Origin of the sequence: Microbulbifer sp. THAF38, from assembly GCF_009363535.1 — a bacterium.
Taxonomy (GTDB): domain Bacteria; phylum Pseudomonadota; class Gammaproteobacteria; order Pseudomonadales; family Cellvibrionaceae; genus Microbulbifer.
This window is the reverse complement of the sequence record NZ_CP045369.1, coordinates 517,501-542,367: the sequence shown is the minus strand read 5'-3', so window position 1 is coordinate 542,367 and position 24,867 is coordinate 517,501. Positions and strand designations below refer to the sequence as shown.

The following is a 24,867-nucleotide window of genomic DNA, read 5'->3' as shown; positions in this document are numbered from 1 at the left end:
TCATCGGATGGAGTGGAATACGCCTTATTCGCCAGAGGACTTGAGGGCCTCGGTCAGTGCCGCTTCTACCTCTGCTGCGGAAGGACCTTCGCCGAAGGTTTCTTCCAGCTGCAGGTTGCGCTTGCGCTTGCGCTCTGCGTGGTAGGCCAGACCGGTACCGGCCGGAATCAGGCGGCCAACAACCACGTTCTCTTTCAAGCCGCGCAGGCTGTCTTCCTTGCCGGTTACCGCCGCTTCGGTCAGAACGCGGGTGGTCTCCTGGAACGAAGCCGCAGACAGGAAAGATTCGGTGGCCAGAGACGCTTTGGTGATACCCAGCAGCAGACGCTCGAACTGTGCGGGCTGCTTGCCTTCGGCGCGCAGCTGCTCGTTCTCTTCGATCACGCGCTGGTATTCCACCTGGTCGCCTTTAATGAAGCCGGAATCGCCCATTTCGAGGATTTCGACCTTGCGCAGCATCTGGCGCACGATGGTCTCGATGTGCTTATCGTTAATGCCTACACCCTGGAGACGGTAAACTTCCTGGATCTCGTTAGTGATGTAGCGCGCCAGTTCTTCAACGCCTTTCAGGCGCAGAATATCGTGCGGGTTGGACGGGCCATCGGAAATAACCTCGCCCTTCTCTACAGTTTCACCTTCGAACACAGTCAGCTGGCGGTGCTTAGGAATCAGAACCTCGTAGTGGTCCTTACCGTTGGCCAGCGGCTTGCCGTCGCGCGGGGTGATCTGCAGACGCACCTTGCCTTTAGTCTCTTTACCGAAGGAAACGGTACCGGAGATCTCCGCCAGGATGGACGGTTCTTTCGGCTTACGCGCTTCAAACAGGTCGGCAACACGTGGCAGACCACCGGTGATGTCCTTGGTACCGCCGGATTCCTGCGGAATACGTGCGATAACGTCGCCCACGTTCACCTTGTCGCCATTTTTCAGGCTGAGGATCGCGCGCGCTGGCAGTGCGTAGTGCGCAGGCGCATTACTGTTAGCCAGGGTCAGCTCTTCACCATTCTCATCAACCAGGGTCACCGCTGGACGCAGGTCTTTACCCGCAGAGGGACGCTCGGCCGGATCGATAATCTCGATTGAGGACAGACCGGTAATTTCATCGGTCTGCTTGCGGATCGAGAGGCCCTCTTCCATGCCGGACAGTTTCACCCAGCCGGCAACTTCGGTAATGATTGGGTGGGTGTGCGGATCCCACTTGGCCACGATCTGGCCACCATCGACCGAACTTCCCTCGTTGACGCTGATCACAGCACCGTAAGGTAACTTGTAGCGCTCGCGCTCGCGGCCGGCGCTATCGGCAATCGCCAATTCACCGGAACGGGAAACCGCAACCAGGTTGCCAGCTTCGGTCTTAACGGTCTTCACATTGTGCAGACGTACGGTACCACCCAGCTTCACCTGGATGCTGTCTGCGGCAGAAGCACGGCTCGCAGCACCACCGATGTGGAAGGTACGCATGGTCAGCTGGGTGCCCGGCTCACCGATGGACTGTGCGGCAACAACGCCCACAGATTCACCCGGGTTGGCGCGGTGGCCACGGGCCAGGTCACGGCCGTAACACTGGGCACAGATACCGTGTGCAGTGGTACAGGTGATCGGGGAGCGAACCAGAACCTCATCGATACCCATGGCTTCGATGCGCTCTACCCACTTCTCGTCGATCATGGTGCCGGCGGAAACGGCGATTTCATCGCTGCCGGGCTTCAATACATCGCGAGCCACAACACGGCCGAGGATACGGTCACCGAGAGATTCGATAACGTCACCGCCCTCGATCACCGGCGCCATGGTCAGGCCGTCGTCGGTGCCACAATCCAGTTCGGTAATTACCACGTCCTGAGCAACGTCTACCAGACGGCGGGTCAGGTAACCGGAGTTCGCGGTTTTCAGTGCGGTATCCGCCAGACCTTTACGAGCACCGTGGGTCGAGATGAAGTACTGCTGTACGGTCAGACCTTCACGGAAGTTCGCGGTAATGGCGTTCTCGATAATGGAGCCGTCTGGTCGGGCCATCAGACCACGCATACCAGCGAGCTGACGAATCTGTGCTTCGGAGCCCCGTGCACCGGAGTCTGCATACATGAAAACAGAGTTGAAAGAGTCCTGCTTGGTCTCTTTGCCCTCTCGGTCAATCACGGGCTCTTTCTTAATGCCCGCCATCATCGCCTGGGTCACCTTATCGTTGGTACGGGACCAAACATCGATGACCTTGTTGTATTTTTCACCGGCGGTTACCAGACCGGAGGCAAACTGGCTTTCGATCTCTTTTACTTCCGCTTCGGCGGATTCGATCAATTGAGCTTTCTCTGCCGGGATTTCGAAGTCGTTCACACCAATGGAGGAGCCGGATTTGGTGGAGAAATCAAAACCGGTGTACATCAGCTGGTCGGCGAAGATAACGGTCGCCTTCAGGCCCACCTTACGGTAGCACTCGTTCAGTACACGGGAGATGGACTTCTTCTTCATCGGCTGGTTAACCAGCGAGAACGGCAGGCCTTCCGGTACGATATTCCATAGCAGCGCGCGGCCAACAGTTGTGTCCTGTACGGAGATGGTTTCGTGCTTCTCACCATCTTCACCGACGATATTTTCGCGGATACGCACCTTAACCCTCGCCTGCAGGCCAACCTGCTTGGCGTAGAAGGCGCGGCTCACTTCTTTGATATCGGAGAAGAACATGCCCTCGCCTTTATCATTCACGCGCTCGCGGGTCATCCAGTACAAACCCAGTACCACGTCCTGGGACGGTACGATGATCGGCTCACCGTTGGCTGGCGATAGGATGTTGTTGGTGGACATCATCAGCGCGCGGGATTCCAGCTGCGCCTCGATAGTCAAGGGTACGTGTACCGCCATCTGGTCGCCGTCAAAGTCGGCGTTATAGGCCGCACAAACCAGCGGGTGCAGCTGGATCGCTTTACCTTCAATCAGTACCGGCTCGAACGCCTGAATACCCAGACGGTGCAGGGTCGGTGCACGGTTGAGCAGCACCGGGTGCTCGCGGATCACCTCGTCGAGAATATCCCAAACGATAGCCTCTTCGCGCTCCACCATTTTCTTGGCGGCTTTGATGGTAGTGGCCAAACCGCGAGTTTCGAGCTTGCCGAAAATAAACGGTTTGAACAGCTCCAGAGCCATTTTCTTGGGCAGACCACACTGGTGCAGGCGCAGGGTCGGGCCAACCACGATCACGGAACGACCGGAGTAGTCCACACGCTTACCCAACAGGTTCTGACGGAAGCGGCCCTGCTTACCTTTAATCATGTCCGCCAGGGACTTCAGCGGGCGCTTGTTGGAGCCGGTGATGGCGCGGCCGCGGCGGCCGTTATCCAGCAGTGCGTCCACAGATTCCTGCAGCATGCGCTTTTCGTTGCGCACGATAATATCCGGCGCATTCAGCTCGAGCAGGCGCTTCAGGCGGTTATTACGGTTGATCACGCGACGGTAGAGGTCGTTCAGATCGGAGGTCGCAAAACGGCCACCATCCAGCGGTACCAGCGGACGCAGATCCGGCGGCAGAACCGGCAGAGCCTTCATCACCATCCACTCCGGGTTGTTGCCGGATTTGTAGAAGGCTTCCAGCAACTTCAGGCGCTTGGACAGTTTCTTGATCTTGGTTTCGGAATTGGTCGCCGGAATCTCTTCGCGCAGACGCTGGATTTCCGCTGGCAGCTCGATATCTGCCATCAGTTCCTGGATTGCCTCGGCACCCATTTTCGCTTCGAACTCGTCGGCGAACTCTTCCATCGCCTCAAAGTACTGCTCATCGTTCAGCAGCTGGCCGCGCTCCAGGGTAGTCATGCCGGGCTCGGTGACCACATAGGATTCGAAGTACAGCACACGCTCGATATCGCGCAGGGTCATATCCAGCAGCAGACCGATACGGGACGGCAGAGATTTCAGGAACCAGATGTGCGCAACCGGGCTGGCTAGTTCGATGTGGCCCATACGCTCGCGGCGTACCTTGGCTTTGGTGACTTCAACACCGCACTTCTCACAGATGATGCCGCGGTGCTTCATGCGCTTGTACTTACCGCACAGGCACTCGTAGTCCTTGACCGGACCGAAGATCTTGGCGCAGAACAGACCTTCGCGCTCGGGCTTGAAGGTACGGTAGTTGATGGTCTCCGGCTTCTTCACTTCGCCGTAGGACCAGGAGCGGATCATGTCCGGCGAAGCCAGACCGATACGAATCGCATCAAACTCTTCCAGGTGCTCCTGGGACTTCACCAGATTTAATAAATCTTTCAAGGCCTTTCCTCCACTAGGGGGTAGTCAACCCGGCCGTTACGCCGGGCCGGGCGGGCCGGCAATCCCACAGCTTTGGGGTGCCGGCACTTGTCTCAATTCACCTGCGAACAGGCTTTTGCACCAATCGGTCTTACTCGTGCTCGAGCTCGAAATTCATACCGAGAGAGCGGATTTCCTTAACCAGTACGTTGAAGGACTCCGGCATGCCGGGCTCCATACGGTGGTCGGAATCCACGATGTTTTTGTACATCTTGGTCCGCCCTTCCACGTCATCGGATTTGACCGTGAGCATCTCCTGCAGGGTGTATGCGGCGCCGTAGGCTTCCAGCGCCCACACTTCCATCTCCCCGAAGCGCTGACCACCGAACTGTGCCTTACCACCCAGCGGCTGCTGGGTAACCAGGCTGTAGGAACCGGTAGAACGCGCGTGCATCTTGTCGTCTACCAGGTGGTTCAGCTTCAGCATGTACATGTAGCCCACGGTAACCGGACGCTCGAAAGCATCACCGGTACGACCGTCGTGCAGAGTGATCTGGCCGGAATCGGGGATATCGGCGAGGCGCAGCAACTGCTTGATCTCGCTCTCATCGGCACCATCGAATACCGGAGTCGCCATGGGCACACCGCGACGCAGGTTTTGCGCCATGGTCATGACTTCCTGATCGGAGAACTGATCCAGTTCTTCCTTGCGACCGCCTGTGGAGTTGTATACCTCTTCCAGGAACCCACGCACCTTGGCGACTTCCTGCTGGTCCTTGATCATTTTGTCGATTTTTACGCCAAGACCTTTCGCGGCCATACCCAGGTGCATTTCCAGAACCTGACCAACGTTCATCCGCGAGGGAACACCCAGCGGGTTCAGAACGATATCGACTGGTTCACCGTTTTGGTCGTAAGGCATATCCTCAACGGGCTTGATCACGGAGATCACACCCTTGTTACCGTGGCGACCGGCCATCTTGTCACCCGGCTGGATGCGGCGTTTGATCGCCAGGTAAACCTTGACGATTTTCAGCACGCCCGGAGCCAGGTCATCGCCAGACTCCAGTTTTTTCTTCTTGTCTTCGAAGGCTTCGTCGAGCAGCTTGCGACGCTCTTTCAGCTGTGCTTCGGCCTTCTCCAGCTGCTCGTTGAGGCTCTCGTCTTCCATGCGCAGCTTGAACCAGTCTTCGCGCGGCAGTCCACCCAGTACTTCAGCAGTGAGCTCCTGGCCCTTGCTGATACCTTTGCCACCGGCAGCCTTCTGGCCCTGTAGCGCTTGCTGGAGACGCTCAAAAGTCGCACCTTCAACAATGCGGTATTCCTCGTTGAGATCCTTGCGAACCTCATCCAGCTGCGCCTTCTCAATATCGATGGAGCGCTGATCTTTCTGCAGGCCGTCACGGGTGAACACCTGAACGTCGATCACGGTACCGCGGGTGCCACTGGGCGCGCGCAGAGAGGTGTCTTTAACGTCGGAAGCTTTTTCACCGAAGATAGCGCGCAGCAGCTTCTCTTCCGGGGTCAGCTGAGCTTCGCCTTTAGGAGTCACCTTACCCACCAGGATATCGCCGGCACCTACTTCCGCACCGATATATACAATGCCGGACTCGTCCAGCTTGTTCAGCGCAGACTCACCCACGTTGGGGATATCCGCAGTGATTTCCTCGCTGCCCAGCTTGGTGTCACGGGCGATACAGGTCAGTTCCTGAATATGGATCGTGGTGAAACGGTCTTCCTGTACAACACGCTCACTAATGAGGATGGAGTCCTCAAAGTTGTATCCGTTCCAGGGCATAAACGCGATGCGCATGTTCTGGCCCAGAGCCAGCTCACCCAGATCTACCGAAGGACCATCGGCGAGGATATCGCCGCGGGTTACGCGATCACCAGTGTTAACAATCGGACGCTGATTGATACAGGTATTTTGGTTGGAACGGATGTACTTGGTCAGGTTGTAGATATCCACACCTGCATCGCCGGCTTCAACCTCGGCGTCCGCTACACGGACTACCACGCGGCTGGAGTCGACACGCTCAATAATGCCGCCGCGCTTGGCAACCACGCACACGCCGGAGTCGCGCGCTACGGTGCGCTCCATACCGGTACCCACCAACGGCTTTTCAGCGCGCAGGGTTGGAACCGCCTGACGTTGCATGTTCGATCCCATCAATGCGCGGTTGGCGTCATCGTGCTCAAGGAACGGGATCATCGCCGCAGCTACGGAGACCACCTGCTTGGCAGAGACATCCATATATTGGATTTCTGCCGGAGCTTTCAAAGCAAACTCGTTGTGGTGACGCACGCTCACCAGGTCGTCAACGAAGTTACCGTTGTCATCCACTGCCGCAGAGGCCTGGGCGATAACGTAGTTTGCTTCGTTGATCGCAGACAGATACTCGATTTCGTCAGTTACCTTGCCGTCAACCACTTTGCGGTAGGCACTCTCGAGGAAACCGTAATGGTTGGCACGGGCATAAGTTGCCAGGGAGTTAATCAGACCGATGTTCGGTCCTTCCGGCGTCTCAATCGGGCATACGCGGCCGTAGTGCGTCGGGTGTACGTCGCGCACTTCGAAGCCGGCGCGCTCGCGGGTCAGACCACCTGGGCCCAGTGCGGAAACACGGCGCTTGTGGGTCACTTCCGACAGCGGGTTGTTCTGGTCCATAAACTGGGACAGCTGTGAGGAACCGAAGAATTCCTTCACTGCAGCGGCCACCGGCTTGGCATTGATCAGGTCCTGCGGCATCAGGCCTTCGGACTCCGCCATGGACAGGCGCTCTTTCACCGCGCGCTCAACACGTACCAGACCAACACGGAACTGGTTCTCGGCCATTTCACCCACGGAACGCACGCGGCGGTTACCCAGGTGGTCGATGTCGTCGACCATACCCTGACCGTTGCGGATATCAATCAATGTTTTCAGTACATCGACGATATCTTCTTTGCTTAAGGTACCCTGGCCAGTTTCGTCTTCGCGGCCCAGACGGCGGTTGAACTTCATACGGCCAACGGCAGACAGGTCGTAGCGCTCGTCGGTGAAGAACAAGTTTTCAAACAGGGATTCCGCAGACTCCTTGGTGGGCGGCTCGCCCGGGCGCATCATACGGTAGATTTCTACCAGCGCTTCCAGCTGGGTGCGGGAAGGCTCTGCACGCAGGGTATCGGAGATAAACGGTCCGCGGTCCAGATCGTTGGTATACAGCGTTTCGAACTGCTTGATATTCAGAGCACGCAGCTGCGCGATCACCTCAGCGGTAATCTCAGCATTACACTCGACTGCAATTTCACCAGTAGACTCATCGATAATGTCGTGAGCCAGAATACGGCCAAATAGGTACTCCAACGGCGCGTCCAGCTTTTCTACGCCGGCTTTTTCCAGTTGGCGAATATGGCGCGGAGTGATACGACGCCCCTCTTCCACAATCACCTTGCCCTGGCCATCTTTGATATCAAAAGAAGCCACGTCACCGCGCAGGCGGGAGGGAATCAGTTCCAGGCTAACGCGGTCTTCCTGCAGTTCGAACTTGCTGGTCTCGAAGAACATTTCCAGCATTTCCTGGGAGCTATAACCCAGAGCGCGCAGCAGAATCGTCGCTGGAAGTTTGCGGCGGCGGTCGATACGTACGAATACCAGATCTTTTGGATCGAATTCGAAGTCCAGCCAGGAACCACGGTAGGGGATTACGCGCGCGGCGTACAACAGCTTACCGGAGGAGTGAGTCTTGCCTTTATCGTGATCGAAGAAAACACCTGGGGAGCGGTGCAGCTGGGAAACGATTACACGCTCGGTACCATTAATCACAAAGGTACCGTTGTCCGTCATGAGCGGAATCTCGCCCATGTAGACTTCCTGCTCTTTGATGTCCTTGATGGACTTATTGGCAGACTCTTTATCGTAAATAATCAGACGCACACGTACACGCAGCGGGCAGGCGTAAGTCACGCCGCGCAGGGTACATTCCTTGACATCAAAGGCGGGCTTACCCAGGGTATAGCTCACGTACTCCAGGGCGGCATTTCCGGAATAGCTAACAATCGGAAATACGGATTTAAACGCCGCCTGCAGGCCAACGTCCAAGCGGTCGTCGGGGCGCTTGTCGGCCTGTGTAAAATTGCGATATGAATCCAGCTGTATCGCAAGCAGGAAGGGCACATCCATGACCTTAGGCAGTTTGCCAAAATCCTTGCGGATACGTTTTTTCTCAGTATATGAGTAAGCCATTCAAATTCCCCAGCTTGATCAGTGACAAGACTTCGTGGGACTCCATTCGGGAGCCCCTCCGGGCGAGAAGCCTCTGAACAATACAGATTGCCTGCACTGTTCAGAAACCTCTCCGCTTGCTTTCGGGCAGCGCAACTGCGCTATGGTTAAATTGAGGTTTGCCACGGTTTTATACCGCCGGCACCGCTAAAACCTCAGTACCGCAAACGGCAAAAAGGCCGGCGGACAAAAGTCCACCAGCCTTACCGCTATCTGTCGCTTTACGCGACCGCTAGCGGGAATCGCAGTAACTGAATTACTTCAGTTCTACAGTAGCGCCAGCTTCTTCCAGCTCTTTCTTAGCGGCTTCAGCTTCGTCTTTGGTTGCGCCTTCTTTCAGCGGGCTTGGAGCGCCGTCAACCAGTGCCTTGGCTTCTTTCAGGCCCAGGCCGGTGATGCCGCGAACAACCTTGATCACGTTTACTTTCTTGTCGCCTGCAGAAGTCAGAACTACGTCGAAAGAGTCTTTCTCTTCAGCTGCTTCAGCAGCCGCCGGGCCGGCTACAACTGCTGCAGCAGCAGTTACACCGAACTTCTCTTCCATTGCTTCGATCAGTTCAACAACGTCCTTAACAGACATTTCGGCAACAGCGTTGATGATATCTTCTTTAGTCAGAGACATGAGTCATTACCTGAATTGGTTTGAGCAGTAGCTGCTCGTATTTCGTTTTGAAACCGCGATTCGCCAAAGCGAATGTATTACGCAGCTTCCTGCTCTTTTTGGTCGCGAACGGCCGCAATAGTGCGGACCAGCTTGCCAGCAGATGCTTCTTTCAATACGCTCATCAGCTTGGCGATCGCCTCGTCGTAAGTCGGCAGGCTTGCCAACAATGCGACGTCGGTGATCGCGCCTTCGAAGGCAGCACCTTTCAGTTCCAGCTTGTCATTGCCCTTGGCGAACTGGCTCAGGATACGCGCGCCGGCACCTGGGTGTTCGTTAGAGAATGCAATGATGCTAGGACCTACGAATTTGTCAGTCAGACATTCGTAATCGGTTCCTGCCAGAGCGCGACGCGCCAGAGTATTGCGGACGACTTTTAACCAAACGCCGTTCTCGCGAGCCTCTTTGCGCAGGGCAGTCATGTCATTTACGGTAACGCCGCGGGAATCCGCAACAACCGCAGACAGAGCACCCTCAGCAGCTTGCTGGACATCTGCGACAATCGCTTTCTTGTCTTCGAGTCCAATAGCCATAGTGTCACTCCTGGATTTGAAAAAAACCGGGCTCAACGCCCGATCCGTTCCGGTGCATAAAGCTCAAATCCAGTAAAAATACTGGTTTGGGCGACACCGTCTGCGTAGGCTCAAGCCTCTTAACGGCCAACCTGGCCGAGGCTTGGATTAAGCCAGACACGTTAAACCTCAACGTACCTGGCACCTACGGTCTTTGACGGCCCACATTTCTGCCGAAGCATCAAGTGGACCCCAAAGTTCGATTTACTGTGCGTTAAAACTGTTAGCGCACAGCTTCAATTAGATGTTCAGGGAAGACTGGTCGATAACCAGACCTGGGCCCATAGTGGTGCTCAGGGTGATCTTCTTCAGGTACACACCTTTTGCAGAAGCCGGCTTGGCTTTCTTCAGGTCTGCTACAAGAGCTTCCAGGTTTTCTTTCAGCAAGTTAGCATCGAAAGCAACTTTGCCGATACCACCGTGGATGATGCCGCCTTTGTCAGCGCGGAAACGCACCTGACCAGCTTTAGCATTTTTAACAGCGGTAGCAACGTCTGGAGTTACAGTGCCAGTCTTCGGGTTCGGCATCAGGCCGCGCGGGCCGAGGATCTGACCCAGCTGACCCACAACGCGCATCGCATCTGGAGAAGCGATCACTACGTCGAAGTCCATCTTGCCCGCTTTAACGTCGGCAGCCAGCTCGTCCATACCGATCAGGTCAGCGCCCGCTTCTTTAGCGGCATCAGCGTTTGCACCCTGGGTGAAAACAGCTACGCGAACTTCTTTACCGGTACCGTGCGGCAGAGTGGTCGCACCGCGAACAGCCTGATCGGATTTACGTGGGTCGATACCCAGGTTTACAGAGGCGTCTACAGTCTCTGCAAACTTAACGTTGGACAGCTCTTTCAGCAGAGCTACGGCTTCTTCGATACCGTAGGCTTTACCAGCTTCAACTTTCTCAGCGATTACGCGCTGACGCTTGCTCAATTTAGCCACTTAGAGACCCTCCACTTCGATACCGGCACTGCGTGCGGAACCGGCGATAGTGCGCACGGCCGCGTCCATATCGGATGCAGTCAGGTCGGCTTTCTTCATTTCTACGATCTCTTCGATCTGAGCGCGGGTAACCTTACCTACCTTGTCGGTGTTCGGACGACCGGAACCGCTCTTGATCTTGGCAGCCTTGCGCAGCAGTACTGCAGCAGGCGGGGACTTCATGATGAAGGTGAAGGAGCGATCGCTGTATACAGAGATCACAACCGGCACCGGCAGACCCGGCTCAAGGCTTTGAGTCTGGGCGTTGAACGCCTTACAGAATTCCATGATGTTCACGCCGTGCTGACCCAGTGCAGGACCAACGGGCGGACTTGGGTTGGCCTGACCGGCCTTAACTTGCAGCTTGATATAAGCTTCTACTTTCTTAGCCATTACAGCTCTCCTCTAGATGGGTGGTAACGCCAGCCACAACTTACCTCTCGGCAGAGAGCTGGCTCCCCGCCCCAAAAAACAACAAAATATATTTTCCGGGGACGCGAAAACCCCCTTCCACCTTGCGGCGAAAGAGGGCAAAAAATTTACACTGGAATCAGGTCTTTTCTACCTGACTAAACTCCAGTTCAACGGGGGTGGAGCGCCCGAAGATCAATACGGCCACGCGCAGGCGGCTCTTTTCGTAGTTGACCTCTTCGACCACACCGTTGAAATCATTAAACGGACCGTCGATAACCCGAACCATTTCACCTGGTTCAAACAGGGTCTTGGGCTTGGGCTTATCGGCGGAATCGTCGATTCGATTCAGGATAGCCTGGGCCTCTCGATCGGTAATCGGGGCCGGCCTATCTGCCTTGCCACCGATAAAACCGAGCACTCGGGGGGTTTCTTTCACCAAGTGCCAGGTATCGTCATTCAGTTCCATTTCCACCAGGACATAACCCGGGAAGAACTTGCGCTCACTCTTGCGCTTTTGTCCTGCTCGCATCTCCACCACTTCTTCGGTGGGAACCAGCACTTCACCAAACAGGTGGTCCATTTCGTGTAGCTCAATACGCTCTTTCAAAGAGCTGGCGACACGCTTCTCATAGCCCGAGTAAGCCTGGACCACATACCAATGCTTTGCCATGTATCAACCTTTAGCCGATGAGTTTGGATGCCGCCCAACCTAAAGCGGAGTCCAGCGCCCAGAGAATTAGCGCCATAATCAACACAAAAACCACCACAATCACTGTCGTCTGGGTGGCCTCTTGGCGAGTCGGCCAAACCACGCGCCTGACTTCTGTTTGCGCCTCGCGCAAAAGTTGCCAGAGTGCATTACCCTTCGCAGTATTCACCGCAACAACCAGGGCAGCCAGGCAGATTGCAGTCACTGCCAGTACGCGGTAAATCAGGGGAAATTCGGCATAATAAGAATTGCCCGCTACAGCACCACCAACCAGCAGCACTATTAGCAGCCACTTCAGGCCGTCAAGACGAAAGGTTTTCGCTTCTGCTTTAGCATTCATATATGAAGCCCTTAGCGCACTATAGATAAGCCCTTAGTGCTCAAAAACACAAAAGCCCCACTGAAAAGTAGGGTCTTGCGACACCCCTAAACTTATTTCAAGTGGAGTGTTTAAAATGGCAGGCCAGGAGGGACTCGAACCCCCAACAGCCGGTTTTGGAGACCGGTGCTCTACCAATTGAACTACTGGCCTGTACAGCATGGATGCTACAGCATCCGAAGATAGAGAGGGCTACAGACAACCCTCTCATCTATTGCGCCGCCGGGGAATCCCGGCGACACGAAGATCAAAGATTACTCAATGATCTTAGCAACAACGCCCGCACCTACGGTACGACCACCTTCGCGGATAGCGAAACGCAGGCCGTCTTCCATGGCGATCGGAGCGATCAGGGTAACAACCATTTGAATGTTGTCGCCCGGCATTACCATTTCAGTGCCTTCCGGCAGCTCTACCGCACCAGTTACGTCGGTAGTACGGAAGTAGAACTGAGGACGGTAGCCTTTAAAGAACGGAGTGTGACGACCACCTTCGTCCTTGGACAGGATGTACACTTCCGCTTCGAACTTGGTGTGCGGAGTGATGGAGCCCGGCTTAGCCAGTACCTGACCACGCTCAACTTCGTCACGCTTGGTGCCACGCAGCAGCGCACCGATGTTCTCACCAGCACGACCTTCGTCGAGCAGCTTGCGGAACATTTCAACACCAGTACAGGTGGTGGTGGTGGTTTCTTTAATACCAACGATCTCAACTTCGTCGCCAGTATTGATTACACCACGCTCTACACGACCGGTAACAACAGTACCACGGCCAGAGATAGAGAATACGTCTTCGATCGGCATCAGGAACGGCAGGTCTACCGCACGCTCCGGCTCAGGGATGTACTCGTCCAGAGTTTCTACCAGCTTCTTAACAGCGGTAGTACCCATTTCGTTATCGTCTTCGCCGTTCAGGGCCATCAGAGCAGAACCAACGATGATCGGAGTGTCGTCACCCGGGAACTCGTACTGGTCGAGAAGTTCGCGAACTTCCATTTCTACCAGCTCGAGCAGCTCTTCGTCGTCTACCATGTCCGCTTTGTTCAGGAATACCACGATGTAAGGTACACCTACCTGACGGGACAGCAGGATGTGCTCACGAGTCTGCGGCATGGGGCCGTCAGCTGCGGAACATACCAGGATAGCGCCGTCCATCTGAGCAGCACCGGTGATCATGTTCTTAACGTAGTCGGCGTGTCCGGGGCAGTCTACGTGCGCGTAGTGGCGAGTCGGGGACTCGTACTCAACGTGAGAGGTAGCGATGGTGATACCGCGCTCACGCTCTTCTGGAGCATTGTCGATACCGTCGAAAGCAACGGCAGCACCGCCCCAAACCTCGGCACATACGCGAGTCAGAGCAGCGGTCAGGGTGGTTTTACCGTGGTCAACGTGACCGATGGTGCCCACGTTCACGTGGGGCTTGGAACGTTCAAACTTTTCTTTTGCCATTGCAGCCTCCTAATATGGATGAGCCGCTAACGACACCACCCACGTCCAGAACATGCGCATCCGACCCGGAAAAACCCCGACCCCGGACACAAACAACCGCAAGAGCTCTCACTCTTGCGGCTATTGAAAAATGGAGCTCATGGGCGGATTTGAACCGCCGACCTCACCCTTACCAAGGGTGTGCTCTACCCCTGAGCTACATGAGCAAATCACCGCCTTTTCTAGGCGACCACAAGGCTTGCCGTTTTGGAGAGCATTCCAGCCGAACCCATAATTGGAGCGGGCAGCGGGAATCGAACCCGCATCATCAGCTTGGAAGGCTGAGGTTCTACCATTGAACTATGCCCGCTTGCGGGAGCCTCCAGACGAAACTACCTGTTTCGCCGGCAACACCTTACGGTGTAAAAAATGGTGCAGGGGGGTGGATTCGAACCACCGAAGCTTTCGCGTCAGATTTACAGTCTGATCCCTTTGGCCACTCGGGAACCCCTGCCTCAATGCGGGGTGCATTCTCTACACCTTCCGCCGCGCTGTCAACATTTTTTTCTTTAAATTTCACAGACTTAGCTACAAAACTTAATGCTGGACAGCGCCGGGATAAAAATGGAGCTGGCGAGAGGAGTCGAACCCCCGACCGGCTGATTACAAGTCAGCTGCTCTACCAACTGAGCTACGCCAGCCCTATCCCATCCATTGTCGAAGTTGAATTGTCACCCTCGTCAATGGAGGCGGGATTCTAGGGGAAGTTATCCCGACAAGCAACACCCTTTTTGCAGATAAATCAGAATTTTTTGTGTCGCCTATTGCTACATGCAGCAAAAAACGGCCGCGTACGATCAGCGTTTGAGGATCTAGACCTATAGCCCAACCCCTTTCAACCCGCCACCTCTGCACAGAGATTTCGACGACGATCCAAATCGGGGTACTCCTGCTGTAGCTGGAGCCAAAACTCGGGAGCCAAATCATCGGATGCCCCTGGTACCAACACAATCCAGCGTTCGCTATGGGTCTGTGGCTCCTCACGGAATTGCGCGCGAATCCCTTTCTCAAGCAGCTCACTGGTCAGTGATTCAGCCCGTAAACGTTCACTAAAAATACCAAAGGAAATTCCATCCGCCAGCGCCCCCTTGGGAATCACATAGCTATCGATCCCCTGCGCCTGCAATTCACGCAAGCGGTTATAGGCTTCTCGACGGGAATTTAAGGGGGGCAGAAAGACCCAATAACGCATCTGCCCCTGCATTTCCACATCTCGCAAAATGGCGTCAACCTGTAAGGCCTTTAAGCGCTGTACTATCGCCTCACCCAGGAATTCCTCTGCAAAGGGGCCAAGTAATGTACAAAGCTGTTCTGCTGAGTGCTCGGCAGGTGGCGGCGCAGAAGGCGCTGCCAGAGGAGATAGATCCTTCCGCGACATTTCGCTGACCAGGGTAATACCCTGAATCTGGGCCTCCGCCCGCTTGTCGGCGATCCTTACCCTCTCTTTTTCAGCGGTTGTGGTGCTGACAAACCAAGCGAAAACGCCGAAATTCAACAGTAGTAAAGAAAGAGCTGTCCAACGCATAGAGCATTATTTATTTTTCAAGGGTTACTTAATGCTAAGCCGTCCATTACCAGCTCTGGAACCAGGTGGTGCTCCCGCTGGTAAAGTGCTGACAATAGAGGGGCATCGCCGCCTGTTAGCCATAACAACGGCTCCTCCTCACAATATCCGCGCAACTCTTCCAGTGCGCGATCAATAGCTCCGAGCACCATCAACAGGAGGCCTCGGTTAATAGCGTCATCGGTGCTGCGACCGGCGCCGAGGGACTCTATTAAGGTGATATCCTGCGCACTCTTGGCCGCGTGGGTATCGAGATACAGTGAGCGCTGCATAAGGCCGATACCGGGGACTATGTAGCCCCCCAAATGACACCCATTATTGTCGACCAGATCCAAAGTCACTGCGCTGCCACAGTCCACAATTAGAGCCGCCCGGCGCTCTCGATCATAAGCCGCCAGCATCGCCAGCCAGCGATCGACGCCAAGCAGGCGATGGTTGTCATAGCCACAGGCTACTCCAGCGCACTCCAGCAGAACCTGGGAAAACTCCACCTCGAGAGAGAACAACTCCTGTACATGCCCAATCAGCGTTTCCGCGACTTGCGGCCCCGCCACATTGACCACCCGCACTCTCCGGGGATCCAGCAGATCCCACCCTTCGGGCAAATGTCCCGCACGCAGATCAGCCGTTTTAAAACTGCCTCTGGAACGCACCTGCCCCTCACTCAGCAAGCGCCACTTGCCCCGGGTATTACCGATGTCCAGTTCGAGAATCAAACCTGCCCCCGTAAAGAGATCTCCCCACCGTGGAAGTGTTGTATCTCACCATCAATATTTAACTCTAAAGCACCCTTTTCACTGACTCCTGCGGCAATTCCGCACCAGGTTTGGGTGCCAGCCTGCAGAGTAACCTTTTGCCCGGCAAACTGATCCAGCTGCATCCAGGCTTCTCGGTAAGCAGAAAAACCTTGTTCGGCATAACTGTATAAAAGTGGCAGTAGCTCAGCCAGGATCGCTGCGATCAATTGATTCCGTGAAATTCCAGGCTTTACCTGCTGCAAATCCGCCCAAGGCTGATCAATAGCAGTAGCACTCTCATTTCGCAGGCCACTATTTAAGCCAATACCAATCACCACAGCGCAGCGATCCGTGAGATCGCCTTTTAACTCCAGTAAAACACCGGACAACTTTCGACCTCGACACCAAACATCATTCGGCCACTTGAGGCGGACATCCGGTACCGAAAAGCGCTTCAATGCCCTGGCGATGGCCACCCCCACGGCGAGACTCAACCCCTCCAGGCATTGCACACCGCCATTGAACTCCCAGCCAACAGAAAGACTGATACCCGCACCATAGGGGCTAATCCACTGGCGACCACGACGTCCGCGGCCTGCACTCTGACGCTCTGAAAGCAGTGCAACCGCATGACCTTCGCCCTTTTCCATTAGCGATAACAACTGGGTATTGGTGGAGTCCACCTCATCAAATAGGATCAGCTCCCGCAATAACGCCCCAGCTTCCTCGCCGAGTGCCCTGTAAATACTTTCGGCAGATAAGAGCTCCAAGCCTCCAGGCAAGCGATAACCCTGCCCCTTAATGGACTGCAGTATCAATCCATACTGTTCAAGCTTCTGCAGCTGTTTCCAAACCGCAGCGCGACTGACCCCCAAGGCTGCGCCGAGGGCCTCACCAGAGTGCATTTCACCATCAGCCAATAATTCCAATACCGGACGCAACGGCTCCAGCGGACTCTTCGCAATAGTATCTAGCAAGGTAATCAACTTTTTATGTAGCGACGGAAATAGCGGTGCCCTAAGCTGGTCAGCACTTCATAACCTATGGTACCAGCGTATTCAGCTACCTCATCTACGGTTAGGTCTTTGTTCAGGACCTCAATCGATTGGAGGGATTCTCGCTCTTCTTGGGAGAGCGCAGAAATATCAAACGTTGTGGAATCCATGGAAATCCGGCCAATTATTGGCAGCTGGCGGCCATATGCCCAGCCACAACCACGCCCGCCCTGAGCCCGGATTATCCCATCGGCATAACCACCGCGGGCCACTGCCAGCCAGCTGCCCGCTGCTATCTGCTGGGTCGCTCCATAACCCACCCACTGTTCGCGGCTGACATAACGCTTTTGCACGATAGGCAGGCTCAGCGACACGGCGGGGCGCATTGGGTTAGGGGTACCGGGTATCGGATTGACCCCATAAAGCGCAGAGCCCGGTCGTGCGATATCAAAGTGATAGTCCTCGCCGAGGAAAATGCCCGATGAATTGGCAAGGCTCAGCTGAACCTCTGGGCACAGCGCACGCAGTTTTTCCCCTGCTTCCTTGAAGCTACGCAACTGAAAATCATTTTGCGGATGCTGTGGCTCATCCGCGCACGCAAGGTGGCTCAGCAATAGACGGATTTCCGCCGAGTGCAGTAACTGACTATCCTTTAGTAACTCGTCAAACTCCTCTGGAGCCATACCCAGGCGGGTCATACCCGAGTCTATTTTTACCGCACAGGGGGCCTCAACCTTGGCACTGGCGCAAATATCTACCCAGTTGCGAAGCTGCTCTAGAGTGAAGAGCGTCGGCATTAATCCTGCGCGAGCACACTCCAGCTCCGCACCAGCGCGTACTCCGGTCAAGATAACAATGCGAACACTATCTCCCAGCTCCTTGCGCAAGCGCTCCCCTTCTGTCTGAGTTGCCACAAAAAAGTCTCGGCAACCCTGCCTGTAAAGAGCAGGCACAACCTGGCTCATACCAAGACCATAAGCATCGGCTTTGACCACTGCGCCACAGCGGGTACCAGTTGCCAACCGCTTAGTCAGATCCAGGTAATTGTCAGCAATGGACTGCAAATTGATACTCAGCAGCCCCTCGCGAAAATCGTTCATGCCATCACAACTCTCTATTCACCAGCTAGGTTGCCCCCAGTAAGCTTTCACGTCGTAAAGCACGGGCACCTACTAATATACACAGCCCCACCAAAGAAAGGGTGACCAAGGAACCAGCTATGGCCAGGAACGCAGAAACAGACTCCCCGGCCATTAACGCACTCAACCACTGTTGCTGCCCGATAAGCGGAGTCAGCTGCCACCAGGGAGAGTCCAGCTCAATATTGGAGAGCTTTAATGCAACTAATAGTGTGACAGGTAGCGCCTGCAAAATACTCAGCTGGATCTGGGCATCCTTGAAGGAGCGGGAGCGCAACGACAACAGGATCTGCAGTACAGCGATCAGAAGCGCAAGGGGGAGCAGTATGAGACTTATCGTAATGAGCTCAAAGATCCCCGCAGAAAAGCGAACCCCAATCTCAGCCAGAGGAAGCAAGCTAAATGAAACGGTTAAAACTGCCAGTGAAAGGAGCGCACCAAACCAGCCAATACTGGTAACGGCCACAACCTTTGCCACTAGAAGTTGCCAACCACTAAAAGGCTGCTGCAACAACACCTCAATGGTCATGCGTTCACGCTCCCCAGCAGAAGTGTCGATAGAGGGGGCCGCGCTACACACCAGTAATGCCATTATCAGTAGCACGGGAACCATCAGCCCCCACATTGCCAATCCTCGACTAGAAGGCGTACTGACATCCCTCACTTCAAGTTGCCATGGGGCTAAAACCTGTGTGGCTAAACCTCGAGCCGCTAAGCGTTGTTGCACAACCAGCTGTTGAAGTTGTGCCAGATGCTGCTGTACCAATTGTGCTCCGCGCCCACCGGACTGATCCGCGCTATCCACATACAAATAAACCTTGGGAGACAACAGGCTTCGATAATCTTCTGCAAAACTTTCCTCTATTTGCAAAACCACATCATAATTACCTGCCAAAAGTGCTTGTGGAACCCCATCCTGCAATCGCTCAACATTAAGGTCCCCTCCCTGCAACTTCTCCTCTAAGAGAGGAGCATACTCTGCTCCAACAATCGCTACATTAAAGGTGGTTTCAGACATTACCTTCAAAGATAAAGCCCCGCTGCCAACCATCAGCGCGGGAAACAACAAGGTAAAACCCAGTGTGATCAGTAAAGCGCGCCGGTCTCGCCAAACTTCGCGCAACTCTTTGAGAAGTAGTACTCGCATTTGTTGGGTAAGCCTATTTTTAAAAAACATCATGCCGGCTCACCATATTTACTTCTCTCTGCCAAATTTCCGTAGGCGAGCTTTACAAAGCTATCCTCAAGATTTTCACAACCGGTTTGCCGCATAAGCTCAATTGGGGCACCACTTCCCACTATTGCACCTTCGGCCATAACCAAAACCTCATCGGAAAGTTCAAGGACTTCAGCCATAATATGGCTGGAAAATAAAATAGCCGTTCCCTCTTCGCGTAACCGCAAGAGGGTTTTGCGCAGCAGGCGGGCCGCAAGCACATCCAACCCCCGGGTTGGCTCATCAAGCACCAAGTGCCTAGGTCTATGCACCAATGCTCTGGCGAGAGAAACTTTCATTCGTTCTCCCTGGGAGAATCCCTTGGTTCGGCGATTCCAAAGGCTGGATAGTTCCAGCTCATCCCTCACCGACTGTAAAGCCCTTTCCAATTCTGCCCCTGCCAATCCTTGTGCACCGGCAAAAAAGGATAAGTACTCTGCGACGGTGAGCCTCTCATAAAGCCCTTCCCTATCACCGACAATGCCGAGCTGCTGACGAACACCCTTTGGGTTTTTATAGGGATCGAAACCACCTACAGAAACATTACCGCTATCGGCTTTCAGTAGCCCTGCAATAATTCTCAAGCATGTCGTTTTTCCTGTACCGTTAGCTCCTAGTAAGGCTGTAATCCGACCATCGGGCACAGAAAATTGCAGATTGTGAAGTACAGTATTTCCAGAAAACTGCTTATTTACTCCTTCCAATATAATCACAACACTTTCTCCTTAAGCTCTTCATTTTCGGCTGTAGGAGTTATATCCGGCATGATCTCAGGCCCATAAATTCCACTCATAAAGGGTGGCCTCTGGATTTTATTGACACAGGTTTTTTGCAGTTCTTCCTCTGGGGAGTCCAGAAACTCTTTGATCAATCGAGGAACACAACCTCTCATCGAATTAATATGACCGCCACTGGCAATAATCAAATGCTGTTTATTGGCCAAGTAGCCAAGTTGCTTTTCCGCATATTTTGGCGGTGTGATTGGGTCGGCCTCACCGGAAATCAGCAGCACCGGATGATCGCGGAGTTGTGGCTTAGCATAGTGCCTATCGGCTACTGGCCAGACTTCACAACCACGCTCAAATATCTCTAAAAAAGCATTCCCCACAAAGGTGTTACTGGTATCCGCTGAAATTTCTTCATCCGTAATACGAGATAATTCTTCCGCACAGGCTATTGAAAGCGTTAACCCAAGGGACATGCCTACTGCCGAGTCGGGAAATAGTCCGGCAATTCCGGCGAGAGGGTTGTAATTACCCAAACCCGCTTGCTGAATAGCAAAGGGTAATTGTGCAGCTGCCTCTGGAGAATAAAGCGCAGTACGTATCGTATTTTGTAAAACCCAACGAGACATTGGGTATTTCATTGTTTCTCCTGTCAGTGGATCACGGAAGTCTATTGCCATAGACTCACTCCACTGACTTAACAGATCGTCCAAAACCTTCCTCCAGTTACCGAACTCAGAACAGGTTGGATCGAACTGACAGTCTCGCATCAATATTTGAAGAGCACTTTCGGCGGCCGCCGCACTGAGAAATACCTTCGTATCAATGGGTGCTACAGCATCAAGTACTAGAGCTTTTAAACTGTTGGGATACCACTGCTGATAAAGAAGCGCTGTCCGCGTCCCCCAGGATCCCCCCCACAGAGAGATTCGATTGTGATTGAGGTGCTTTCGCACCGCTTCCAGGTCCTCAACAGCTTGTCGACTGCTCAAGGAATTAGCAAAGTTAGCCTGCTGTAGATAACACTGTTCCAACTCCCTGGAGATAAGCGTTAAGTCCATTGGCGTATGCCGATCAATACCACAATTAAATGGCCGGGAAAGTCCAGTTCCTCTTCGATCTACCATGACGATTGCATGATTTTGATTAATTTTACGGAACTTATTCAGTAGAGGAACGAGATCACTCGCCGCTTGCCCTGGCCCACCGGCAAGAAGATATAAAGGTTCGCGCTCTGCCTTATCTAAAGCCGGTGAAACAAATACCGCCAATTCAACTTTACTATCTCCCTCACCCACTGGAATTCGCTCACACTGTAGTGGATGTCTCCAGCCATCCAAATAGCAATCCTGAGCACCAGACAATTCTTGCGAGACCGAGACCGATGCGAATAACAGGCTACATACTATGGCTATGTCATTTAGCGGCCTTTTAACACCAAACACGACATTATTCTCCTTAACCTATGGTGTCGATCACAGCAGTGTATCCAACTTCCTGTATCCATGTCCTATACAGCTCTCAATCGAAGAATTGCATTAGCACCCATCTGCGCTCAGTGGTAAGGTTTCTGTTTTAGCTTGCCCATGACTGCACCCATGAGCTTTTCAGACCGTGAAAAACATTTAATTCGAGCCGCTTTTGCCTGGGGCCAGATCACCCAGCAGGAGGGGTATACACTTTCTGACCTGGAAATTGAAAAATCGGTACTTTTCCGCCGCTTACTTGGCGGCCGACCTGCACTGGCTTTCCCTCCCCCACTTCGCCATGGTTTTCCCTGGTATGAGGTTATCGAGGGACGCGCCGAGCATATCGTCAGCGCCTCTGAGACATCGCCAGAGTGCAGCTTTATTGCACCCGGCTGCAAAATCGGTGAAACCTGCATACTGATTGATGGTGCTTTCTGGCGGGTAGTTGAAACCATTTCTGAACGGGAAGAGTACATTGTCGAGTGGGGCCAATACCCCATGCAGTGGCGTTTAAAAAAGCACTGGGAAGTCAATTATGAAATGACCCAGCAACTACACAGCTTTCGCAGAGACAACCCCAGTGCCAAAGTCTCTTTCGACAATTATCTCGGCCAGCGAGACTACCGGGAATTTCGCATAGATGACGATCAAACTGTCTGGTTATGTGAATGGCAATTAAGCCGTATAAGCCTCTCTGGCTGGGTCTGGGTGGGTACCCTGCTATCTCCGAAAGAAACAGAGCTAGTTCCCGTTTATGAGGACCCTCTCGGGCCTATGATCCTTGGCGATCCAAGTACAAATAAAGGTGCAGCCTGGCTCCGAATAGAAGAGGCTGGCAATGAGGCACGTTTTGTTAAGCTCGATGGCACATACGATTACCAATCGCTATCCTCGGCGAGTGCAACGCACCTGAAGAGTTTGTTGCATAAATTGCAGGAGAGCTTAGAAGATATCGAAGTCATGGACTGCCATGGGGACTCGCCGATTCGGCGGTTTTCTCTTCCTTCTGCTCTCGTCCCTCTCGATGAATTAAGCTTGAAGGAAATGCAATACGACCTGGTTCCTGATAATGCCTACGAACAAATGGCGTAACACAAATACCAGCTACCTCTAAAGCCTCTTCAAAGCCCCTTGTGGGGCTTTTTATTGCCTTCTAGCTGATGCGATCAAGCCCATCCCATTTCCCCATATATCCACAGCAAATCTCTGTTTCCCCATAATGACAATTCTATTAACAGGCTGTTACTAACAGATTCCATGGACAGACCTGTGTATAACTCCGGGATATCCACGCTCAGGCCCCTGTTTCCGTGGGGCCCTTTTCAACGGGTAAAAAAGCACCAGCCCTTTATCCATTTTCCACAGGCTGACTTTACTAACAGAAAGCCTGGATAGACTTGTGCATAACTGCGGTATATCAGCGCCAGGGCCCGTGGTTGCTCAGGCTCACCAAAACGTGCAAAAAATCACCGGTTTTTTATTGGTATTGTTGTGTCAGTTTTTTCAGTGCAATGGCTTTTATGTACTGGAGATTATTTTTTAATTTTGGAGGATTTTTTTGCTGTATCTGATCTAAGGATCAAATAAAGCGACAGGTTTTTCTGTATTTTCTATTTTTTGCTTAACGTAAATGTTGAGAAAACTGCTTTGTTTAGAGGGTCGGAAGCTGTTCCAATTTTTGTGGAAGCTTAGAATTTTTCTGGTTTTTCTGTCGAGTTGGATTTTTCAGCGAGAGTATTGCGAGTAAAAATTCGACTGGGGTTTGGCCGGAATTTTATTTTTCTCTAGAGCGGATTTTTCTTCCAACTCTATTTTTTTATTTTCCGCTTTTATTATTTTTATTAATTCTTTCACACATAAAAAAAGGGCCACCCATTGGGTGGCCCTTTCGGATTAGAAGCCTGACGATGACCTACTCTCACATGGGGAGACCCCACACTACCATCGGCGATGTTGCGTTTCACTTCTGAGTTCGGCAAGGGATCAGGTGGTTCCACAACTCTATTGTCGTCAGGCAAACTGGCTTGGGTTGGCTTGGTCTTATGGGCGTTTGCCCTGCGCTGCCGTTTGACTGTCCGTTTGCCACTGAGTTTTTCTCAGTTAACAGTCAACCCAAATAAGGTCGGTGAAAAAATCTGTAGTAATACACCGCAAGCGATTGTATGTCTCTTACTCACAATCCGCTAGCTTAGCTAGTCGTTAGTAACCATCTCTGTTGTATGGTCAAGCCGCACGGGCAATTAGTACTGGTTAGCTCAACGCCTCACAGCGCTTCCACACCCAGCCTATCAACGTGGTAGTCTTCCACGGCCCTTTAGGACTCTCAAGGAGTCAGGGAGATCTTATCTTGAAGGAGGCTTCCCGCTTAGATGCTTTCAGCGGTTATCCCGTCCGAACATAGCTACCCGGCAATGCCACTGGCGTGACAACCGGAACACCAGAGGTTCGTTCACTCCGGTCCTCTCGTACTAGGAGCAACTCTTCTCAAATCTCCAACGCCCACGGCAGATAGGGACCGAACTGTCTCACGACGTTCTAAACCCAGCTCGCGTACCACTTTAAATGGCGAACAGCCATACCCTTGGGACCGGCTTCAGCCCCAGGATGTGATGAGCCGACATCGAGGTGCCAAACACCGCCGTCGATGTGAACTCTTGGGCGGTATCAGCCTGTTATCCCCGGAGTACCTTTTATCCGTTGAGCGATGGCCCTTCCATACAGAACCACCGGATCACTATGACCTACTTTCGTACCTGCTCGTCATGTCTGACTCGCAGTCAAGCGCACTTATACCATTATGCTCATTGCATGATTTCCGACCATGCTGAGTGCACCTTCGTACTCCTCCGTTACTCTTTGGGAGGAGACCGCCCCAGTCAAACTACCCACCATACACTGTCCTCGATCCGGATAACGGACCAGAGTTAGAACCTCAAACATACCAGGGTGGTATTTCAAGGACGGCTCCACAGTAACTAGCGTTACTGCTTCAAAGCCTCCCACCTATCCTACACAAGTAGGCTCAAAGTTCAGTGCAAAGCTGTAGTAAAGGTTCACGGGGTCTTTCCGTCTAGCCGCGGGTACACTGCATCTTAACAGCGATTTCAATTTCACTGAGTCTCTGGTGGAGACAGCGTGGCCATCGTTACGCCATTCGTGCAGGTCGGAACTTACCCGACAAGGAATTTCGCTACCTTAGGACCGTTATAGTTACGGCCGCCGTTTACCGGGGCTTCGATCAAGAGCTTCGCCGAAGCTAACCCCATCAATTAACCTTCCGGCACCGGGCAGGCGTCACACCGTATACGTCCTCTTACGAGTTTGCACA

At 53.5% G+C, this 24,867-nt stretch carries 17 protein-coding genes, 5 tRNA genes and 2 rRNA genes (1 of these 24 only partly in view); 1 reads left to right on the top strand and 23 read right to left on the bottom strand.

The window, feature by feature from the left end; translation table 11 throughout:
* Positions 1–24: 24 nt before the first annotated feature.
* The 21 genes from rpoC to FIU95_RS02215 all read right to left on the bottom strand — a co-directional run bounded on the left by rpoC (position 25) and on the right by FIU95_RS02215 (position 21,515).
* On the bottom strand, positions 25–4,254 hold the full coding sequence (rpoC, locus tag FIU95_RS02315) for a DNA-directed RNA polymerase subunit beta' (protein WP_152451129.1): 4,230 nt from the start codon (positions 4,252–4,254) through the stop codon (positions 25–27).
* Between the two features lie 130 nt (positions 4,255–4,384).
* Positions 4,385–8,458 carry a DNA-directed RNA polymerase subunit beta gene (gene rpoB / locus FIU95_RS02310; RefSeq protein ID WP_152451126.1) on the bottom strand — a complete coding sequence of 1,358 codons (4,074 nt, stop codon included), beginning with the start codon at positions 8,456–8,458 and terminating at the stop codon, positions 4,385–4,387.
* A 295-nt stretch (positions 8,459–8,753) separates the two neighbouring features.
* Positions 8,754–9,119, bottom strand: coding sequence for a 50S ribosomal protein L7/L12 (gene rplL, locus FIU95_RS02305; RefSeq protein ID WP_152451123.1), 366 nt, complete (start codon positions 9,117–9,119; stop codon positions 8,754–8,756).
* A gap of 77 nt (positions 9,120–9,196) precedes the next feature.
* A complete protein-coding gene (gene rplJ / locus FIU95_RS02300; RefSeq protein WP_020411124.1) occupies positions 9,197–9,691 on the bottom strand; it encodes a 50S ribosomal protein L10 in 495 nt (164 codons plus the stop codon).
* Positions 9,692–9,970: 279 nt separating this feature from the next.
* Positions 9,971–10,666 (bottom strand): 50S ribosomal protein L1, encoded by a 696-nt coding sequence (rplA, locus tag FIU95_RS02295; RefSeq protein ID WP_152451120.1) that lies wholly within the window; start codon positions 10,664–10,666, stop codon positions 9,971–9,973.
* Positions 10,667–11,098 (bottom strand): 50S ribosomal protein L11, encoded by a 432-nt coding sequence (gene rplK / locus FIU95_RS02290; RefSeq protein WP_152451118.1) that lies wholly within the window; start codon positions 11,096–11,098, stop codon positions 10,667–10,669.
* Between the two features lie 157 nt (positions 11,099–11,255).
* The gene (gene nusG, locus FIU95_RS02285) at positions 11,256–11,789 is read right to left on the bottom strand and encodes a transcription termination/antitermination protein NusG (RefSeq protein WP_152451116.1); all 534 of its coding nucleotides are present in this window, start codon (positions 11,787–11,789) and stop codon (positions 11,256–11,258) included.
* Positions 11,790–11,799: 10 nt separating this feature from the next.
* Positions 11,800–12,168 carry a preprotein translocase subunit SecE gene (gene secE, locus FIU95_RS02280; RefSeq protein WP_152451114.1) on the bottom strand — a complete coding sequence of 123 codons (369 nt, stop codon included), beginning with the start codon at positions 12,166–12,168 and terminating at the stop codon, positions 11,800–11,802.
* Between the two features lie 116 nt (positions 12,169–12,284).
* Positions 12,285–12,360 (bottom strand) — tRNA-Trp (locus FIU95_RS02275).
* 101 nt (positions 12,361–12,461) lie between these two features.
* Entirely contained in the window at positions 12,462–13,655 is a 1,194-nt protein-coding gene (gene tuf / locus FIU95_RS02270) for an elongation factor Tu (RefSeq protein ID WP_152451112.1), read from the bottom strand.
* A gap of 131 nt (positions 13,656–13,786) precedes the next feature.
* Positions 13,787–13,861: transfer RNA gene (locus tag FIU95_RS02265), tRNA-Thr, on the bottom strand.
* A 69-nt stretch (positions 13,862–13,930) separates the two neighbouring features.
* Positions 13,931–14,004, bottom strand: a tRNA-Gly gene (locus FIU95_RS02260).
* Positions 14,005–14,064: 60 nt separating this feature from the next.
* Positions 14,065–14,148, bottom strand: a tRNA-Tyr gene (locus FIU95_RS02255).
* Positions 14,149–14,259: 111 nt separating this feature from the next.
* Positions 14,260–14,335 (bottom strand) — tRNA-Thr (locus FIU95_RS02250).
* Between the two features lie 194 nt (positions 14,336–14,529).
* Positions 14,530–15,219: an SPOR domain-containing protein gene (locus FIU95_RS02245; RefSeq protein WP_152451110.1), complete on the bottom strand. Its 690-nt coding sequence runs from the start codon at positions 15,217–15,219 to the stop codon at positions 14,530–14,532.
* A 17-nt stretch (positions 15,220–15,236) separates the two neighbouring features.
* Complete coding sequence (locus tag FIU95_RS02240; RefSeq protein ID WP_152451108.1) at positions 15,237–15,974, bottom strand: type III pantothenate kinase; 738 nt, start codon at positions 15,972–15,974, stop codon at positions 15,237–15,239.
* Entirely contained in the window at positions 15,971–16,972 is a 1,002-nt protein-coding gene (birA, locus tag FIU95_RS02235) for a bifunctional biotin--[acetyl-CoA-carboxylase] ligase/biotin operon repressor BirA (protein ID WP_253868811.1), read from the bottom strand. The genes FIU95_RS02240 and birA overlap by 4 nt, the downstream gene beginning before the upstream one ends.
* Positions 16,973–16,977: 5 nt before the next feature.
* Positions 16,978–18,090, bottom strand: a complete 1,113-nt coding sequence (gene alr / locus FIU95_RS02230; RefSeq protein WP_152451104.1) for an alanine racemase — start codon at positions 18,088–18,090, stop codon at positions 16,978–16,980.
* 25 nt (positions 18,091–18,115) lie between these two features.
* Positions 18,116–19,309: an ABC transporter permease gene (locus FIU95_RS02225; RefSeq protein ID WP_152451102.1), complete on the bottom strand. Its 1,194-nt coding sequence runs from the start codon at positions 19,307–19,309 to the stop codon at positions 18,116–18,118.
* On the bottom strand, positions 19,306–20,058 hold the full coding sequence (locus tag FIU95_RS02220; RefSeq protein WP_152451100.1) for an ATP-binding cassette domain-containing protein: 753 nt from the start codon (positions 20,056–20,058) through the stop codon (positions 19,306–19,308). Before FIU95_RS02220 ends, FIU95_RS02225 begins: the two co-directional genes overlap by 4 nt.
* On the bottom strand, positions 20,055–21,515 hold the full coding sequence (locus FIU95_RS02215; protein WP_253868809.1) for an alpha/beta hydrolase: 1,461 nt from the start codon (positions 21,513–21,515) through the stop codon (positions 20,055–20,057). The genes FIU95_RS02220 and FIU95_RS02215 overlap by 4 nt, the downstream gene beginning before the upstream one ends.
* Before the next feature lie 153 nt (positions 21,516–21,668).
* Between FIU95_RS02215 and FIU95_RS02210 the strand changes: the two genes are divergently transcribed.
* Positions 21,669–22,631 carry a hypothetical protein gene (locus FIU95_RS02210; RefSeq protein ID WP_152451098.1) on the top strand — a complete coding sequence of 321 codons (963 nt, stop codon included), beginning with the start codon at positions 21,669–21,671 and terminating at the stop codon, positions 22,629–22,631.
* A gap of 807 nt (positions 22,632–23,438) precedes the next feature.
* Here FIU95_RS02210 and rrf read toward each other — a convergent pair.
* Positions 23,439–23,554 (bottom strand): 5S ribosomal RNA (rrf, locus tag FIU95_RS02205).
* A 204-nt stretch (positions 23,555–23,758) separates the two neighbouring features.
* A 23S ribosomal RNA gene (locus FIU95_RS02200) occupies positions 23,759–24,867 on the bottom strand (it continues 1,773 nt past the right edge of the window).

What these genes read in the sequence shown, in the direction of transcription:
- rpoB (WP_152451126.1), bottom strand. Translation starts at nt 8,458, where the DNA reads ATGGCTTACTCATATACTGAGAAAAAACGTATCCGCAAGGATTTTGGC.
- rplL (WP_152451123.1), bottom strand. Translation starts at nt 9,119, where the DNA reads ATGTCTCTGACTAAAGAAGATATCATCAACGCTGTTGCCGAAATGTCT.
- rplJ (WP_020411124.1), bottom strand. Translation starts at nt 9,691, where the DNA reads ATGGCTATTGGACTCGAAGACAAGAAAGCGATTGTCGCAGATGTCCAG.
- rplK (WP_152451118.1), bottom strand. Translation starts at nt 11,098, where the DNA reads ATGGCTAAGAAAGTAGAAGCTTATATCAAGCTGCAAGTTAAGGCCGGT.
- nusG (WP_152451116.1), bottom strand. Translation starts at nt 11,789, where the DNA reads ATGGCAAAGCATTGGTATGTGGTCCAGGCTTACTCGGGCTATGAGAAG.
- secE (WP_152451114.1), bottom strand. Translation starts at nt 12,168, where the DNA reads ATGAATGCTAAAGCAGAAGCGAAAACCTTTCGTCTTGACGGCCTGAAG.
- tuf (WP_152451112.1), bottom strand. Translation starts at nt 13,655, where the DNA reads ATGGCAAAAGAAAAGTTTGAACGTTCCAAGCCCCACGTGAACGTGGGC.
- FIU95_RS02245 (WP_152451110.1), bottom strand. Translation starts at nt 15,219, where the DNA reads ATGCGTTGGACAGCTCTTTCTTTACTACTGTTGAATTTCGGCGTTTTC.
- alr (WP_152451104.1), bottom strand. Translation starts at nt 18,090, where the DNA reads ATGAACGATTTTCGCGAGGGGCTGCTGAGTATCAATTTGCAGTCCATT.
- FIU95_RS02225 (WP_152451102.1), bottom strand. Translation starts at nt 19,309, where the DNA reads ATGATGTTTTTTAAAAATAGGCTTACCCAACAAATGCGAGTACTACTT.
- FIU95_RS02210 (WP_152451098.1), top strand. Translation starts at nt 21,669, where the DNA reads ATGAGCTTTTCAGACCGTGAAAAACATTTAATTCGAGCCGCTTTTGCC.